Source organism: Dyadobacter fermentans DSM 18053 (genome assembly GCF_000023125.1).
GTDB classification, from domain to species: Bacteria; Bacteroidota; Bacteroidia; order Cytophagales; family Spirosomataceae; genus Dyadobacter; species Dyadobacter fermentans.
Genome location: NC_013037.1, coordinates 3465625 through 3483417, shown reverse-complemented (window position 1 = coordinate 3483417; position 17793 = coordinate 3465625). Strand labels below are relative to the sequence as shown.

The following is a 17793-nucleotide window of genomic DNA, read 5'->3' as shown; positions in this document are numbered from 1 at the left end:
TTATCAGATGTTTAAATGCAAATGCCCCACATTTCGGCAGGGCATTCGCAGCATTCTTTTTCGGACTAACCTATATTTTGATCTCGCCCACCATGCCTTCCGGCTTCACCCATGCATCAAACTCTTCCGGCGTGAGGTAACCCAGCGCCACAGCCGTTTCTTTAAGCGTAGAGCCGTTTTTGTGAGCAGTTTGCGCGATTTCGGCAGCTTTGTAGTAACCGATTTTGGTATTCAAAGCAGTCACAAGCATGAGCGAGTTGTTCACGTGCTTCTTGATATTCTCATGCAGCGGCTCGATTCCCACCGCGCAGTTATCGTTGAACGAAACGCACACATCGCCGATCAAACGGGCCGAATGCAGGAAGTTGTAGGCCATCAGAGGTTTGAAAACGTTCAGTTCGAAGTGGCCGTTGGAACCACCGATGCTGATCGCCACGTCGTTCCCCATCACCTGTGCCGCTACCATGGTCATGGCTTCGCATTGGGTAGGGTTCACTTTTCCCGGCATAATAGAGCTTCCGGGCTCATTATCAGGGATATGGATCTCTCCGATACCCGAGCGCGGGCCCGAAGAAAGCATCCGGATGTCGTTACCGATTTTCATCAGGCTCACCGCAACGGTTTTCAATGCGCCATGTGCTTCCACGATCGCGTCGTGCGCAGCTAGCGCTTCGAATTTGTTTTCTGCTGTTACAAACGGCAGACCGGTGAGCAACGCAATGTGGCGCGCTACATTTTCGGAATAGCCCGCCGGCGTGTTAATGCCGGTTCCCACGGCGGTACCACCTAATGCCAGCTCCGAAAGGTGCGCTAATGAATTGTGAATGGCCCTCAAACCGTGATCCAACTGCGAAACGTAGCCGGAAAACTCTTGTCCAAGCGTGAGCGGCGTAGCGTCCATGAAGTGCGTACGGCCGATTTTTACCACATTCTTAAATGCTTCGGCTTTCGCTTTCAATGTATCGCGCAGCTTCGTGATGCTGGGGATCGTCACATCCACCAGGATTTTGTAAGCCGCAATGTGCATTGCGGTAGGGTAGGTGTCGTTGGACGATTGCGACTTGTTTACATCGTCGTTCGGGTGCAAAAACTTGGTTTTGTCGGCCAGATCGCCGCCTTGCAGCACGTGCCCGCGGTAGGCGATCACCTCGTTGCAGTTCATGTTCGACTGCGTTCCCGAGCCGGTTTGCCACACTACCAGCGGAAACTGGTCGTCGAGCTGGTCGGTGAGGATTTCGTCGCAAACTTTGCCGATCAGGTCGCTTTTTTCTTGTGGGAGAATGCCCGCCTCGAAGTTGGTAATAGCGGCGGCTTTTTTCAGGTATGCGAAGGCTTTGATGATTTCCTTCGGCATTTTATTGATATCCTGTGCGATAGGAAAGTTCTGGATCGAGCGTTGCGTCTGGGCGCCCCAGTATACATGGGCAGGCACCTGCACTTCACCCATCGTGTCTTTTTCTATACGGTATTCCATTTTTGAAGTAGAATGATAATGTAAATGAACAATGCGCGGTAAAGTTAGGATCGGCTTTGGAGTTTCCGGCGTTTTTTTTGGATAAATGTTCAGCCGCGTAAAAAGAATGGTTAGATTGGCGGATCAACACCCTAAATCCTGCTTTTCATGACTCCAAAAATCAATATTTACCCGGATTACGCATACATGAGTTCCGCCGCCGCAGGGCGCGTGATCGACCTGATTAACCATAAACCCGATTCGGTGATATGCTTCCCGTCGGGCAGTTCGCCGAAAGGCATGTTCGATTCCCTGGTGACCGCCAACCAGAACGGTCGAGTCGATTTTTCTAAATGCATTTTCGTAGGCCTCGACGAATGGATTGGCCTCGGCGCCGGCGACGACGGCAGCTGCCGCGACCTGCTCGACCGCGATTTCCTGAAACCCATCGGCCTCCGCGAGGACCAGATCGTGTTCTTCGACGGCAAAGCCTTCGACCCCCAGGCCGAATGCGACCGCGTGAACAAGATCGTCGAAAGCCTCGGCGGCCTCGACCTGATCGTCCTCGGCGTAGGCATGAACGGCCACCTCGCGCTCAACGAGCCCGGCACGTCGTGGGACAGTTACGCCCACATTTCCGAGCTCGATCCGGTTACGGTCGAAGTAGGGCAAAAGTATTTCCAGCAGCCCACCGCCCTTACCCGGGGCATTACCGTCGGCATTCGTCACATTCTCGACGCCAGCGCCGCTATCCTGCTGGCCTCCGGCAAAGCGAAGGCATCGGTTATCCAACGGGCGCTCGCATTCCCGGTTTCAAAGGACTTCCCGGCAACGGTTTTGCAGAATCACCTGAATGCAGAGTTCATACTGGATGCCGATGCGGCGGAGTTGATTTAGTAATAGTGAAATCACTTTTCAGACCGCTTTTTCGATCCCAATTCAGATATTTTATCCAGCCGAAACCTTTAATTTCTTCCTACTTCACTGAATTCGCAGGCCCTTTTACCGCTGAATGACGGTTGCGCCTAAATTTGACGCAGTTCTTTGTGAACGCCCGTCAATCGGGATGGTGGTTTTTGCCTTTGGTGCCCTCAGCCAAAATCGAGCAAAACAAAAAGGAACCGTGTGCAATTCACGGGCAGTCGTGCTACTGTAAGTATCCGCTCTGAGCATTCAGGGCCTGTTTTTACCCTCGCGACCCATTGCAGCGCCCCGGCGCGGCGAGAAGGGCGGTGAAAATGATACAAGCCAGGAGACTTGCCATCATCCTCAATGGCTTTTCCCTCACGGATGGGGAGCAGTCAAGTATTGATTTACCCCATTTTTTGGCAGTACCACAGGCTTCCGGCTGGTTCGGGGGGACTGTATCGGTTCGTTTTCGCAGGAAAGCTGCGTGTTGCCGCCATGGAATGAAGTACCGGCCAGCGTCCGCAACAGGCGTTTTTGTCGGGATGGGGGGTGTTTTCACAGGGTTTTTATTAACTCTTTAAACACAAAAAAGTATGTTGTCACACAACCTCGGCTACCCGCGCGTGGGCAGCCACCGCGAACTCAAAAAGGCCAGCGAACAGTTCTGGGTCGGCACTATCGACCGCGATGCATTGCAGAAAGTCGCCCGTAAGCTTCGCCACCAGAACTGGGAAACGCAGCAGAATGCAGGCCTTGGCCTGATCCCTTCCAACGATTTTTCGCTCTACGACCATGTGCTCGACACGTCGCTCATGGTGGGTGCCATTCCCGAGCGTTATCATCAGTTGCTCGACGGCAAATCGAACAAGGAGCTCGACCTTTACTTCGCCATGGCGCGCGGTTATCAGAAGAACGGGCTGGATATCAATGCCCTGGAAATGACCAAATGGTTCGATACCAATTACCATTACCTCGTGCCGGAGTTCGTGAAAGGCCAGCGGTTCAAGCGGTATTCGGAGAAGGTTTTGCTCGAATTTGAAGATGCATTGCATAAAGGCATCGTGACTAAACCCGTGCTGCTGGGGCCGGTTACCTATTTGATTTTGGGTAAAGAAAAGGAAGCTGGTTTCGATCGGATTGATTTGATTGATAGTCTTTTACCTGTTTATATATCTATCCTGAAAGAGCTTTCCGCACGAGGTGCCGAATGGGTGCAGCTCGACGAGCCGGGGCTTGTTCTGGATTTAAATGAAAAAGAAAAGCTTGCCTTCCTGAGCGCATATAGCCAGATCCGGGAAGCACTGCCAAAGCTGCGCATTCTGGTAACGACCTATTTTGGGCCGCTGGAAGATAACCTGGCCATTGCAGCCGCATTGCCGGTGGACGCCTTGCACCTCGACCTGACGCGCGGTGCCGAAACGTTACCTCAAATCCTGGCCGATGAATCATTCGTTTCTTCCACTAAAAAACTTTCGCTGGGCGTGATCGACGGCCGGAATATCTGGAAAAACGATTACCGAAAGTCGCTCGAATGGATTGGGGCTGCGGTAAATGTGCTGGGCGAAGAGCGGGTGTGGGTTGCGCCGTCGTCGTCGCTGCTGCATTGCCCTTATGACCTCGATTTGGAAAAGAATGAAGCGGTGCTCACGCCGGAAATCAAGAACTGGATGGCATTTGCCAAACAGAAGCTGGCGGAAGTCACCACCTTAGCAAGGCTCTCGACGACAGATTATGCGCATGATAGTGCATTTACCGACAACCAAAAAGCGATCGAAAGCCGTCGCAAGTCTGCATTGATCCACAAGCCGGTGGTAAAAGCGAGGGTAAGCGAAGTGCACGAAAGTGATTTCGACCGGCAGAATGCATTCAACATCCGGCAATCCGTTCAACTGGAAAAACTGAAACTGCCGCTATTTCCATCCACGACCATCGGCTCGTTTCCGCAAACGGACGAAGTGAGGCAACTCCGGGCGCAATTCAAAAAAGGTGCGCTGACATTGGAAGAATACGAAACCCGCATTCGTGAGGAGATCGTGGACTCGCTGCGGTGGCAGGAAGAGCTGGGTATTGATGTGCTGGTACACGGCGAGTTCGAACGGAATGATATGGTGGAATATTTCGGCGAGCAGCTTTCGGGATTTGTATTTACCCAAAATGGATGGGTGCAAAGCTATGGCAGTCGCTGCGTGAAGCCGCCCGTCATTTACGGCGACGTGGCGCGCACCGAACCGATGACGGTGCAATGGTCGGCATTCGCGCAGGCCAATTCCCAAAAGCTTGTAAAAGGCATGCTCACGGGCCCGGTAACGATCCTGCAATGGTCGTTTGTGCGGGACGACCAGCCGCGAAAAGACACGACATTTCAGATTGCCCTGGCCATTCGCGACGAGGTGGTGGACCTGGAAAAGGCGGGCATTAAGGTGATCCAGATCGACGAACCGGCCATCCGTGAAGGCCTGCCGCTGCGGAAACATGCCTGGAAATCCTACTTGAAATGGGCCGTGGACGCATTCCGCCTGAGTGCCGCAGGCGTGGCCGACCAGACGCAGATCCACACGCATATGTGCTACTCGGAGTTTAACGACATCATCGAGTCCATCGCCGCCATGGACGCGGATGTGATCACGATCGAAACATCACGCTCGCAAATGGAGCTGCTCGATGCCTTCGCGCAGTTCAACTACCCGAACGAAATAGGCCCTGGCGTGTACGACATTCACTCCCCGCGCGTGCCGTCGGTGGACGAAATGCTGGTGCTGCTCGAAAAGGCCTTGAAGGTAATCCCGGCTCGCAACCTGTGGGTGAATCCCGATTGCGGCCTGAAAACCCGCAAATGGCCCGAAACCGAAGCCGCTTTGCGTAACATGATTTCTGCGGCTAACTTGCTGCGTGAATCGGTCGCAGTGGCCGGGTAGCGACAAGGAATGGTCAGGTGTGGTCAAGCGTGGTCAGGAAAGTCATGAGCTACCTGACTATACCTGACAATACCGACCACTCTTGACCGCACCTGACCGCACCTGACCAAGCCAACCGATAACAATACAACTAACACGTTTCATTTTGACATTAGAAGAAAGAATCTCCGCTTCGGAAACCCACGTTTTTAAAACTGTTTTCCCCAATAACACCAACCATTACGATACGCTTTTCGGCGGCACCGCGTTGTCGATGATGGACGAAGTCGCTTTCATCGCTGCGACCCGCTTTTCAAGATTGAGATGTGTAACTGTTTCATCAGACCGTATCGATTTTACACACCCCATTCCGGCAGGGACGATCATTGAGCTGGTAGGGCGTGTAGAAACCGTCGGAAATACCAGTATGAAGGTCCGTGTGGACATTTTTGTGGAGAAAATGTATGAGGAAAGCCGTGAAAAGGCAGTGACCGGGATTTTCACGTTTGTGGCTCTGGATGAGCATCACAAGCCTACTAAAATCGTCTGAAACGAGATTGCGTATGGCCGGAGAGTGAGCGTGGATTCGCAAGACCTGCGCATGAAATTGTACAATTTATCTTGCGGTACGAATATTGTGTAGCGAAATACTCCCGCTTTCGAAGTTCTTCATAATAAGTGGGTTAGGGCAGGCATTTGCAGCTGAGCTATTAAGATTTTATTATCCTGCGCGTTTATTGGGTTGATTTCGAACCGTTTAATAAAATTGTAAAGGCAAATTGGCCGGGTTGCGGGATTGCGGGGTTACCCAAAATGCTTATCTTGCACGCCTTTTGAACGGTGTAGGTTGAAACTGTACGTATTATTCTAATCAGGTTTTAATGAAAATTTTAGGCATCTCGGCTTTCTATCACGACTCGGCTGCGGCTCTAATCGATAATGGCGAAATTGTCGCCGCAGCACAAGAGGAGCGCTTTACACGAAAAAAGCACGACCCAGGGTTTCCCTCCAATGCAGTTGCCTTTTGCCTAGAATATGGCGGGCTGTCTATCAATGAGCTTGATGCGATCGTCTTCTACGACAAACCGCTCCTGAAATTTGAAAGATTATTAGAGACTTACTATGCCTTCGCACCTAAGGGTGTGCGGTCGTTCCTCACCGCGATGCCGGTCTGGATCAAAGAAAAAATGTTCCTCAAAAGGCTCATTAACGAAGAGCTGGAAAAGCTGGGCTACGACAAAAAGAAGAAAAAAGTGAAGATGCTCTTTCCTGAGCACCACCTTTCGCACGCAGCCAGCGCCTACTACCCGTCCCCGTACGAAAAATCGGCGATCCTTACCATCGACGGCGTGGGCGAATGGGCCACGGCTTCGATCTGCCTCGGTGAAGGAAAAGATATCAGCATTCTCAAAGAACTTCGCTTCCCGCATTCACTCGGGTTGCTTTATTCCGCATTTACCTACTTCCTGGGCTTCCGTGTGAACTCAGGCGAATACAAACTGATGGGGCTTGCACCGTATGGTAACCCAACATCACCGGATATTAAACGTTACGAAGATATTATTCTCAAAGAGCTCATCGATCTGAAAGAAGACGGATCGGTTTGGCTCAACCAGGATTATTTCGATTATGCTACAGGTCTGAAAATGGTCAACGAGCACAAGTGGGAAGCATTGTTCGGATTCAAAACCCGGAGGCCGGAAGATGCGCTCGAAGCCGTGCATTGTAACCTCGGCCTCGCCATCCAGAACATTACCGAAGAAGCGGTTGTGAGAATGGCGAAAGAAGCGAAACGACTCACCGGCGCCGATTACCTGTGTATGGCAGGTGGTGTTGCATTGAACTGTGTATCAAACGGTAAGCTGCAAAAAGCGAACATTTTCAAAGACATTTTCATTCAGCCTGCTGCCGGTGATGCCGGTGGGGCGCTAGGTGCCGCGCAGGCTGCCTATCACATCTATTACGGGCAGGAAAGAACAGTCACCTGGAAGGCCGATGCCATGCGCGGTTCCTATCTCGGACCGACGTTCTCCGACCTCGATGTGGCATTGACTGCTAAGAAATATAAGGCCGTTTACACCCATTACGAAAACTTCAAAGACCTCACGCAGGAAGCGGCAAGGCTTCTTTCCGAAGGCAATGTGGTAGGCTGGGTGCAAGGCCGGATGGAATTCGGGCCGCGCGCATTGGGCGGACGAAGCATTTTGGGCGATCCTCGGAATGCCGAAATGCAGAAAAAGCTGAACCTTAAGATCAAATACCGCGAGTCGTTCCGGCCGTTTGCACCGTCGGTACTAGCCGAGGATTGCTCCGATTACTTTGATTATGAGGGTATTTCTCCTTACATGCTGCTCGTTCACCCGGTGGCGGAAGGCCGCAGAAAGCCGGTCCCTGCGAACTACGGCTCGCTGGATTTGCGCGAAAAACTCTATTTCGAGCGCTCCGACCTGCCTTCGATCACGCACATTGACTATTCGGCGCGTATCCAAACGGTCCACAAGGAAACCAATCCACGCTATTATGAGCTGATCGATACCTTTAAATCGATGACGGGCTACGCGGTGATCGTTAATACGAGCTTCAACGTACGTGGGGAACCGATAGTTTGTACGCCAAACGACGCCTATCGTTGCTTCATGCGCACCGAAATGGATTACCTCGTGGTTGGTAACTATATTTTTGACAAAAAACAGCAGCCGGAATGGCTGGAAAAAGATAACTGGAAGGAAGAATTCGTTCTCGATTAACCCCTCTCTATTCATTGAGCACTCAAAGTAATGGCATCTAAAATTGTTACAAGCATAATCCGCATCCTGTTTCTGGGACTGCTGTTTGTGTTTTTGTTTTACCCGGATAAGTTTCATATTAAATTTGAATACCCAGGCTATCCGCAGGCCGATAGCTGGCACGTTCGCCTGGCCAAGCTGGCATTCTGGCTGCTGTTTGTGATCGAAATTCTCCGCATCTTCTATTATGGTGTGGTTAAGAGTAAAGCCAAAGGGCTGGTAGCCAATATTGTGACTGTCATTACCCCGCTGGTGGTCGTGCTGATTTTAATAGAAATTATTTTCATGTACGTGCCGCAAAGCCACGAAGGCGTGCTATCTAAAGCGTCGCAGATCTGGTGGGAAAAGTACTGGAAGCCGGTGAATGCGCTCGGGTATCACGACAAGGAAATCCAGAACGAGCCGGGCAAAAAGAAGGTGCTGGTAATCGGTGATTCGTTTGCCGCCGGACACGGCCTGGAAGATATCAACGAACGTTTCTCCAACATCCTGGAAGCGAAGCTCGGAGCAGACAAATACACGATCTACAACCTGGGAATGTCGGGCGCGGACACCCGTGACGAGGTTCGCCGATTGAAGGATTTTCCAGTTAAGCCGGACATTATCATTCTGGAATACTTTCCCAACGACATCGAGAAAGTAGGCCGCGAAAAAGGTTTGACGCTGACAGGCGCAGAACCCTACGCCGACCTGAACGGACCGATGGCCACCATCGTAAAGCGTTTTTACCTGCCCAACTTCATCTACTGGCAGTTGCCGCATACCGGGTTCAGCACGTTCGAGAAATTTGTACAAACCGCCTACACCGATACTACGGTCCTGAATGCGCACCTGAGAGACCTTTCCGGCATGCTCGCCTACCGCGACAGCACCCAGGCCGAAATGTACGCGGTATTCATCCCGTTCCTTTTCCAGGTGGACAAAAGTGCGGGATATACCAAGCCCGTCGAGCAATATTTGCGTTCAAATAACGTAACAGTCGTGGGGATCAACGACGGAGTTGTGAAAATTCCTGAAAAAGAGCGGATTGTGGGTAAAAATGACGGCCACGGAAGCGCCGCCCTCAACCAGCTGATCGCCGACAGGCTCTACGAGGCGATGAAGCAACGATAACTCATTATTAATGTACCGATTGTATATTAAAAGCAATTAAGTTTTTACATTTGGTTTTCTAAACACTATCACGAATGGATTTTTTAACAGATTTATTTGCATTTATGAAGGAGCGCAAAAAGTGGTGGCTTGCTCCTGTGATCATCGTTCTGCTCCTGATTGGTGTGTTGATTGTGATCGGTGGAGGTTCGGCTGTGGCGCCTTTCATTTACACATTGTTCTGATTTTTTTCAGCACAACGCAGATCTATCCAATTCAATACTGAAACCTTCGCTCGGCGGCAGGGAACCCCCTGCCGCCGGTAAAATATTACTATATCAAGATGAGTGAATCCGACAAAGTCAAAGCGCAGCTTGTGATCGTCACAGGGCTGGTAGTGCTGTATTTTATCTTCAAATCCGAATATTTCCTGATCGCCGCGGCGGTAATCGGCGTTTTAAGCATCGCAATCCCGGTTTTCGGCGATTTGATAGTGAAGCTTTGGTATAAGCTCGCAGAAGTGCTGGGTGCGATCAACGGGAAGATTCTCCTTTCGGCAGTGTTCTTTATCGTTTTGTTCCCGGTAGCGGCAATCGCCCGGTTGACTAAAAAGAACCCGCTTCACCTGAAAAAGGAAGACACAGACACCGTTTTTACGGAGCGTAACCATAAATATTCGGCCAAGGACCTGGAACAGGTGTGGTAATCGCCGGAAATTAAGATTAATGTAAAAGGCCTGGTTTCAGGCCTTTTTTTTGCGGCATGCACGTTCGTAGAGCAGTTGTAGCATTCCGTCTTTCAAGCCCACGTCAGGCACGTGAATGACGTCCGCACCGGCCCAGCGCATGGCGGAAGTATAGATATCACCGGCGGGCACAATTACGTCCGCTCGATCGGGGTTGAGTTGCAGCTTATTAATCCGGTCGGCTAGCGAAAACTGATCAATGTAATCGCGCATTCGCTGAATTTCTTCGAGGCTCGTGGAGCTTTCGGTGAGTTTGGAAGACAGATCGAACAGCTTGTTGATGTTACCGCCCGTGCCAACTGCCTGGATCGGCCGGCTGTAATCCACGTTCTGGTTAATCCATTCCTTTATTTTCAGCCACGCATTTTTGGACTCTTTCCCTTCCAGAAGCCGCACGGAGCCCAGTTTGAAAGATTTGGCCGTGATTTTCTGCCGGTCCTGATAAAGGTTCAGCTCGGTACTGCCGCCACCCACGTCGATGTGGATGTACTGGCCGTCGCTCAGCGACTTCACCACCACATTGTTCACCAGTTCGGCTTCTTTTTGCCCGTCGATGATTTGAATGTGGATGCCGGTGCGCTGCTCGATGTGGTCGCGCACCTCCTGGCCGTTAGCGGCTTCGCGCATGGCGGACGTGGAGCAGGCCATGTAGTCATCTACTTCGTGGAGTTCCATCAGCAGCTGGTAGGCCAGCATCAGTTTCATCATGCGGTCTTCGCTTTGGGGCGTAATGCGTCCCTGGGTGAAAACATCATGTCCGAGGCGAAGCGGAAACCGCACATATTCGACCTTCTTGAAGCGGGAAATGCCGTCGTCATGCAACACGGATGAGATCTGCATGCGGGCACCATTGGAACCGATATCTATGGCAGCGAATTTCAAAAGCTCGTCAATAGGGGATAAATAAAGGCCAAAAATAAAATTTCGCGGACAAGTTTCAATAACCTGCCCGCGAAACTTCATATGTAAAAGCTACAATTGACGGCCTATCTGGTACAAAAGCTTAACTCTCAAGCCCGGACCGGCGCTGTGCCTGAACGGCGTAATCGGTTTGAAGTAGTTGACCCAATACCCTTCGGCCTGCACCACGATCGGGTGCCAGCTCTTTTCGATCCCCACAGCGAAGTTCATCGACGTGATCGGCGAGATATCTCCTTTTTTGGAAAAGCTTTGGTTGAAAAACTCATCTTTGGGCCCCCGGCAATCATAAGAAACAGTTTCCCGGGTTGAAAGCCGGATGTTCGTGCCCATACTTGCGTAATAGGCCCAATCGTCTTTGACTGTGTTCCGGAAAGCCAGCGTAAGCGGCATTTGGACCACACTCTGGTCGATTTTAATATTATAAAGCTGGAAAATCTGCGGCACTTGTCCGGGATGCGTCTCCTTGAAATCCTTGCGGGCCTTCTCGCGGAAGATGGTTTCGGTAAAGAACTCGGCCGGTTTCACTTTCAGCCACGTAATGCCGGCCGCAATGGAGAATTTTTTCTTGATAATGACTTCACCCATCACCGTTTTCCCCTGACCGTTTCCTTCCACCTGATAGGCCGCGCCGAAGCGGTAAGGCGTTTTCAAAGGCAATTTCGGGATTACGGTTTCGGCTTGGGCCAGTTGCTCGGCCTTTTTCCCGCTCACCGGCGATTTGGCCGCAGGCTTAAAGTTATGGGCAAGCAAAGCACGCTGCACCTGCCGGGTTGAAAGTTTGCTCGCCAGTTCATAATGCATTTTGCGTTGCAGAGAAATGCCGGTTTGCATTTCAACCGGGGCGTTGATCTCGGCAACAGGCAATCCGCTGCCGAATGTTTTGGAATCTGCCGGATTAGCCGGAGCTTGCGGCTGCTGGTTTTGAGCCATTGCATTTGCACCGCTGCTCATTCCCTGGTCCACGGAAGCCGCTTCACGCGAAGCCGGGTCGGCTGCAAGCATTTCTTCGGATGCATTGTGCTGATCCGCATTTGCATTACTGGAACTTGCCTCACGGTTGCTTTCCGATTCATGTTCTGTTGCGAACGATTGCTGCGCGGCCTGCCCATTTCTGCTCACATGCGGCTGCAACGTGCCTGGCGAAGCAATGCGCCTGTAATCGCGCGGCTGCAAGGATGCTTGGAGGCTTTGCCCATCCGGCGCGGTTTGCAGCACGTAAACGGTATCCGCCTGCGAGGGCTGGTTTTTGATCAGCTCGATCTGGCTCTGGAGATTTTTTACGTCCCGCACGAGGTGATCGTTTTGTGAGAGCTGGCCGACGTACATATAAGCCATCACGGACGTTACCGACGCGGCGGCGGCGTACCCGATCCAGGAGCCATATTGTTGCAGAAACGAGGGCGGGGTGTGCGTCTGCATATAATTTTGCATACGGGCCCAGTCCTGCTCTTGGAAGTCTGGCTCAATACTCTCTAATTTTCGGCGTAAAGTATTCTCAAATTTACTAGTTTTCATTGCCTCTGAACGACTTAACAGCCCAATCACTTGGGAAGAGATGTGGGTAATATTGTTTGATCAAATGCTGCAAACGAGCCCGGGCGCGCACATAATGCGATCGTACCGTCGCCTCGTTAATTTGCAGCAGGTCTGCTATCTCACGATGATTGTAGCCATCCACCACGTATAACAAAAATACATTCTTGTAAACCGGTTTGATCCGCTGGATCAGTTCCAGTATTTCCTCAGCAGTGATCTGACTTATTACGTCTTCATCAAATTTGGGATAAGGTGCGTCTTCCAGGGCGATCACATCTTCCGTGTGCTTTTTGTGCTTGCGGTAATAGCTGATAGCCGTGTTCACCATAATCGTCCGCAACCATGCCTTGAAGGGATGGTTTACGTCGTACTTTCCCAGGTTGTTGAATACTTTTAAAAATCCTTCATTCAAAACTTCCTCCGCCTCTTCCGCCGATGATGTGTACCGCAGGCAGATGCTTTTCGAATAGCCGAAGAATTGTTTGTACAAATGCCTCTGTGCCTGGTTATCTCCGGCAATACATGCCGTTACCACCGACTCAAAGTCGTTTTGGTTAAAAGATATTTTTCTTTTAAAAAGCAAAGTCAGGGTATCAAATTGTCAGGGATAGAATTACTCATTTTCGAATACGTCCCGGACTTGCATTCTGTTGCAAAAAAATACGAAAAGTTTTGATGCTTCGGAATGAGGCTGGCGGCGAAAAAAAGCAAAAAAATGCGTCGGCTATGCAACGCAGGCCTTGGAGGGGGCGTAAAGGCAGATAATGGTTTGATATCCCATCAATGCGGACTATCAAACGGCAAGCGAAATTTACCGATCGAAGCGATCGTCAGGATATTTTGTTAGGGGTGAGTTGGAATACGGTGCTGGATTTTCCGGGGCCGTATTTATTTTTTTGAAGGCAGCATTTCCAGGGCCGACGAGTTTTTGATCTCGCCCATGACAAACAGGCTGTGCGTGCTACCGATGTTTTCCAGCGAACCCAGCTTTTGCATTAAAAACTGCTGGTATTGCGACATATCATCGACCACCACTTTCAGCAAAAAATCGTAATCGCCGGAGATATTAAAGCATTCCATCACCTCACTCATTGCCGACACCGCCTTCACAAACTTTTCGCCCATCACCTTCGAATGCTCCTTCAAGGCAATGTTGCAGAAGGCCATGAGCTTTTTGCCTACCTTCTCGCGGTCCACCAGCGCAACGTATTTTTTGATAATCCCTTCCTTTTCCAACCGTCGCACGCGTTCGTACACGGGCGTGTAGGAGAGGTTCAACTTTTCCGACAGTTCACGTGTTTTCAAAGTAGCGTCCTGTTGCAGCAAATGCAGGATTTTGGCGTCAATATCGTCCAGATTATGCATAGATAGAATATCTTTATTCACTCCGAGATGGGTTCGAATATAGATAAATAATTTAGGTTAGGTAAAACTTCCAGACTTTTAGTCTGAATTTTTTGATTTTATTGAACAAAACATCTATTGACTTAAATTTGTCAGTTCAGAAGCTATATGCTTTTCCGGCGAAATGATCATCATACATTAAAACACTTATGGTAGCAACTCAAAAAGCAGATATCCGCGAAATTCTCAAAAACCGTATTCTGGTACTGGATGGCGCTATGGGTACGATGATCCAGCGGTATAAATTGCAGGATCACGACTACCGGGGAGAACGGTTCGCGGACTGGCCGCATGATGTGAAAGGGAACAATGATTTGCTTTCACTCACACGTCCCGACATTATCAAAGAAATTCACGCCGCCTATTTCGCGGCAGGGGCAGATATTGCCGAAACCAATACATTTTCGGGCACCACCATCGCCATGGCCGATTACGGCATGGAGGAAATCGTGTACGAACTCAACTATGAATCCGCGCGGCTGGCACGCGAAGTCGCCGACGAATTTACCGAACGCGAGCCGCACAAGCCGCGTTTCGTAGCAGGTTCGATCGGCCCAACCAACCGCACCGCGTCGCTTTCGCCGGACGTGAACAACCCCGGCTTCCGCGCCATCAGCTTCGACCAGCTCGTGGAAGCCTATTACGAACAGGTAAAAGGCCTCACCGACGGCGGCTGCGACCTGCTTTTGGTGGAAACCATATTTGATACACTCAATGCCAAAGCCGCGCTGTTCGCGATCGACCAGTTCTTTGCCGATGCGAAAGCCGGGAAAGTGGAACACCTGGAATCCTGGCGGATCGAGCCGGGGCAGGCGTTGCCGATCATGATCTCGGGCACGATTACCGATGCTTCGGGGCGGACGCTTTCAGGACAAACCACCGAGGCATTCCTGACCTCGGTATCGCATTTGCCATTATTATCAGTAGGCCTCAACTGTGCATTGGGAGCAGATTTGATGCGTCCTTACGTGCAGATTATGGCCAAAGAATCGCCTTTTTACACCTCGGCGCACCCGAATGCGGGCTTGCCGAACGAAATGGGCGAATACGACGAGACGCCGGAGCAAATGGGGGAGGTGATCGACGGGTTTTTGAGGGATAACCTGGTCAATATCATCGGCGGCTGCTGCGGTACCACGCCTGATCACATTCGTGTGATTGCGGAAATCGCCGGAAAACACAGCCCGCGACCGCTGCCGGCTTCCGAAACGGTGATGAAGCTTTCGGGTCTCGAACCGGTCAAAATCAATGCATTGACCAACTTCGTGAACATCGGTGAGCGCTGTAACGTGACGGGTTCGAAGAAATTCGCCCGCCTGATCCGCGAGAGCAAATACGACGAAGCGCTGAGCATTGCGCGCGAGCAGGTAGAAAGCGGCGCGCAGGTGATAGACGTTAACCTCGACGAAGGGATGATCGACGGTGTGGAGGCGATGAAGACATTTGTGAACCTGATCGCATCCGAGCCCGACATTTCCAAAGTACCGCTGATGATCGACTCCTCGAAATGGGAGGTGATCGAATCAGGGCTAAAATGCGTGCAGGGGAAATCTATCGTGAACTCGATTTCTCTCAAAGAAGGAGAAGAGAAATTCAAGGAATCGGCCCGGACCGTGCTTCGCTACGGCGCCGCTACGGTGGTGATGGCTTTTGACGAAAAAGGCCAGGCCGACAACTACGAGCGCCGCATTGAAATCTGCGAACGTGCCTACCGCATTTTGGTGGACGAAGTAGGTTTCCCGGCCGAGGACATCATTTTTGACCCCAACATCCTGACCGTCGCGACGGGAATGGAAGAACATAACAATTACGCGGTTGACTTTATCAACAGTGTGAGATGGATCAAGGAAAACCTGCCGCATGCGAAAGTATCGGGTGGTGTTTCCAACGTGTCGTTCAGTTTCCGCGGGAACGAGCCGGTGCGTGAGGCAATCCACACGGCGTTCCTGTACCACGCGATCAAGGCGGGAATGGATATGGGCATCGTGAACGCAGGCCAGATCGGCATTTATGATGAAATTCCGAAAGACGTGCTGGAACTGGTGGAGGATGTGCTGCTTAACCGCCGCGCGGATGCCACGGAACGTTTGGTAACTTATGCGGAAACCGTAAAAGACAAGGGCAAATCGCAAAGTGGTCCGGATCTTTCTTGGAGACAACTTCCTGTGAAAGAGCGAATTTCTCACGCATTGGTGAAAGGCATTGCTGATTATGTGGATGAAGACACCGAGGAATGCCGCTTGCTGTTCGATCGTCCGCTGGAAGTGATCGAAGGCCCATTGATGGATGGCATGAGCATCGTCGGCGACTTGTTCGGCGAAGGGAAAATGTTCCTGCCGCAGGTTGTGAAATCGGCGCGTGTGATGAAAAAGGCTGTGGCTTATTTGCAGCCATTTATCGAGGCGGAGAAACAGGACGGCGGTTCATCGGCCGGTAAGATTCTGCTTGCTACCGTTAAAGGCGATGTTCACGACATTGGTAAAAACATTGTGGGCGTGGTGCTTGGCTGTAACAATTACGAGATCATCGACCTGGGCGTAATGGTGCCGACCGACAAGATCCTGGCCGCTGCGCAGGAACATAATGTGGATATCATCGGTCTGTCGGGGCTGATCACGCCATCGCTGGACGAAATGGTGGGTGTGGCCAAAGAAATGGAGCGCCGCAGCATGAAAATGCCGTTGCTCATCGGCGGTGCTACTACATCCCGCATTCATACGGCGGTGAAAATCGACCCGAATTACTCGGGACCGGTGATCCACGTGCTCGATGCCTCCCGTTCGGTGCCGGTGGCCGGTAAGCTCATCCAGAGCGAGCAAAGCCAGGCCGAAGTGCTGGCGGATATCAAAGCCGAATACGCCAAGCTGCGCGACGACCACTCAAAACGCGGCGGTGAAAAAGCGCATGTGGCCATCGGCAAAGCGAGGGACAACAAGGCCAAAATCGATTGGACAAACTTCCAGGCAGTGAAACCGCAGTTCCTGGGTACGCGGGTGTACGACGATTACGATCTGGCCGAAATTTCGAAATACATTGACTGGACGCCATTCTTCCAGACCTGGCAGCTGCACGGAAAATATCCTAAGATTTTCGATGATGCCGTGGTTGGGAAGGAAGCACAGCGGTTATTCGAAGATGCAGCCGTGCTGCTCGGTGAGATTATTCGCGATAAAACACTGAAAGCCCGCGCCGTAGTGGGTTTCTGGCCCGCCAACTCGATCGGTGACGACATTGTGCTGCACCATTTCAACGAAGAAACGAGGGAGGTGCTTTGCGAACGTCACGGGTCGCATCAGCATATTGAATATAAAATCAGTCAGCAAGGCGTCGAAAACCTGAATGCAGGCGAGCTTGTGGCCGATACCGCTGCGGTATTGCACCATCTGCGCCAGCAAAGCCAGAAAGCTGCCAACCTGCCCAATTACTGCTTGTCCGACTTCGTAGCACCGCTCGAATCGGGCCATACCGATTATGTGGGTGGTTTTGCGGTGACGGCAGGTGTAGGAATAGAGGCGCTGCTCGAAAAATACGAGAAGGACCACGACGATTACAACAGCATTATGATCAAAGCCCTTGCCGACCGTTTGGTGGAAGCATTGGCGGAATTAATGCACGAAAAGGTGCGGAAGGAGCTTTGGGGTTATGCCAAAGAGGAGAGCTTCTCCAACGAAGAGCTCATCAAAGAAGAATACAAAGGCATTCGTCCGGCACCCGGCTACCCGGCCTGCCCCGACCACACCGAAAAGCGCCATTTGTTCGACCTACTGAATGCAGAAGAGCTGGGCATTACATTGACGGAAAGCTTTGCGATGTATCCGGCTAGCAGCGTTTCAGGCTGGTATTTTTCACATCCGGACAGCCGATATTTCCCGGTTGGAAAAATTTACAAGGACCAGGTGGAGGACTACGCACGCCGGAAAAACATGCCGGTGGAGGAGATTGAGAAGTGGCTCTCGCCAGTGCTCGCTTATTAAGGTTGTATTATTTAAAAAATACAAAAGGAGGGTAGTTTGTTACTATTCTCCTTTTTTTGTGCCCAAAACATAATTTTTT

General features: G+C 51.2%; 13 protein-coding genes and 1 riboswitch. Of the genes, 8 read left to right on the top strand and 5 right to left on the bottom strand.

Annotated features, from left to right (window positions below):
- Positions 1–70: 70 nt before the first annotated feature.
- Complete coding sequence (fumC, locus tag DFER_RS13920) at positions 71–1474, bottom strand: class II fumarate hydratase (protein ID WP_015812281.1); 1404 nt, start codon at positions 1472–1474, stop codon at positions 71–73.
- A 147-nt stretch (positions 1475–1621) separates the two neighbouring features.
- Here fumC and DFER_RS13915 point away from each other — a divergent pair, with 147 nt between their 5' ends.
- The 7 genes from DFER_RS13915 to DFER_RS13890 all read left to right on the top strand — a co-directional run bounded on the left by DFER_RS13915 (position 1622) and on the right by DFER_RS13890 (position 9840).
- On the top strand, positions 1622–2350 hold the full coding sequence (locus DFER_RS13915; RefSeq protein WP_015812280.1) for a glucosamine-6-phosphate deaminase: 729 nt from the start codon (positions 1622–1624) through the stop codon (positions 2348–2350).
- 161 nt (positions 2351–2511) lie between these two features.
- A riboswitch (cobalamin riboswitch) is annotated at positions 2512–2732 on the top strand.
- Positions 2733–2955: 223 nt separating this feature from the next.
- Positions 2956–5277, top strand: a complete 2322-nt coding sequence (metE, locus tag DFER_RS13910; protein WP_015812279.1) for a 5-methyltetrahydropteroyltriglutamate--homocysteine S-methyltransferase — start codon at positions 2956–2958, stop codon at positions 5275–5277.
- A gap of 145 nt (positions 5278–5422) precedes the next feature.
- Positions 5423–5806, top strand: a complete 384-nt coding sequence (locus DFER_RS13905) for an acyl-CoA thioesterase (RefSeq protein WP_015812278.1) — start codon at positions 5423–5425, stop codon at positions 5804–5806.
- A gap of 331 nt (positions 5807–6137) precedes the next feature.
- Positions 6138–8003: a carbamoyltransferase family protein gene (locus DFER_RS13900; protein WP_015812277.1), complete on the top strand. Its 1866-nt coding sequence runs from the start codon at positions 6138–6140 to the stop codon at positions 8001–8003.
- Positions 8004–8033: 30 nt separating this feature from the next.
- Entirely contained in the window at positions 8034–9155 is a 1122-nt protein-coding gene (locus DFER_RS13895) for an SGNH/GDSL hydrolase family protein (protein ID WP_015812276.1), read from the top strand.
- Positions 9156–9229: 74 nt separating this feature from the next.
- Positions 9230–9379 (top strand): DUF5989 family protein, encoded by a 150-nt coding sequence (locus tag DFER_RS30130; protein ID WP_015812275.1) that lies wholly within the window; start codon positions 9230–9232, stop codon positions 9377–9379.
- A gap of 98 nt (positions 9380–9477) precedes the next feature.
- The gene (locus DFER_RS13890) at positions 9478–9840 is read left to right on the top strand and encodes an SxtJ family membrane protein (protein WP_015812274.1); all 363 of its coding nucleotides are present in this window, start codon (positions 9478–9480) and stop codon (positions 9838–9840) included.
- A gap of 36 nt (positions 9841–9876) precedes the next feature.
- Here the strand turns inward: DFER_RS13890 and DFER_RS13885 are convergent, their stop codons facing one another.
- The 4 genes from DFER_RS13885 to DFER_RS13870 all read right to left on the bottom strand — a co-directional run bounded on the left by DFER_RS13885 (position 9877) and on the right by DFER_RS13870 (position 13701).
- Positions 9877–10761 carry a Ppx/GppA phosphatase family protein gene (locus DFER_RS13885; RefSeq protein ID WP_015812273.1) on the bottom strand — a complete coding sequence of 295 codons (885 nt, stop codon included), beginning with the start codon at positions 10759–10761 and terminating at the stop codon, positions 9877–9879.
- A 90-nt stretch (positions 10762–10851) separates the two neighbouring features.
- The gene (locus DFER_RS13880; protein ID WP_229206250.1) at positions 10852–12219 is read right to left on the bottom strand and encodes a hypothetical protein; all 1368 of its coding nucleotides are present in this window, start codon (positions 12217–12219) and stop codon (positions 10852–10854) included.
- An 85-nt stretch (positions 12220–12304) separates the two neighbouring features.
- Positions 12305–12919, bottom strand: coding sequence for an RNA polymerase sigma factor (locus DFER_RS13875; protein ID WP_015812271.1), 615 nt, complete (start codon positions 12917–12919; stop codon positions 12305–12307).
- Positions 12920–13224: 305 nt separating this feature from the next.
- Positions 13225–13701 carry an Lrp/AsnC family transcriptional regulator gene (locus tag DFER_RS13870; protein WP_015812270.1) on the bottom strand — a complete coding sequence of 159 codons (477 nt, stop codon included), beginning with the start codon at positions 13699–13701 and terminating at the stop codon, positions 13225–13227.
- Positions 13702–13889: 188 nt separating this feature from the next.
- Here DFER_RS13870 and metH point away from each other — a divergent pair, with 188 nt between their 5' ends.
- On the top strand, positions 13890–17714 hold the full coding sequence (gene metH, locus DFER_RS13865) for a methionine synthase (RefSeq protein ID WP_015812269.1): 3825 nt from the start codon (positions 13890–13892) through the stop codon (positions 17712–17714).
- Positions 17715–17793: the final 79 nt, after the last annotated feature.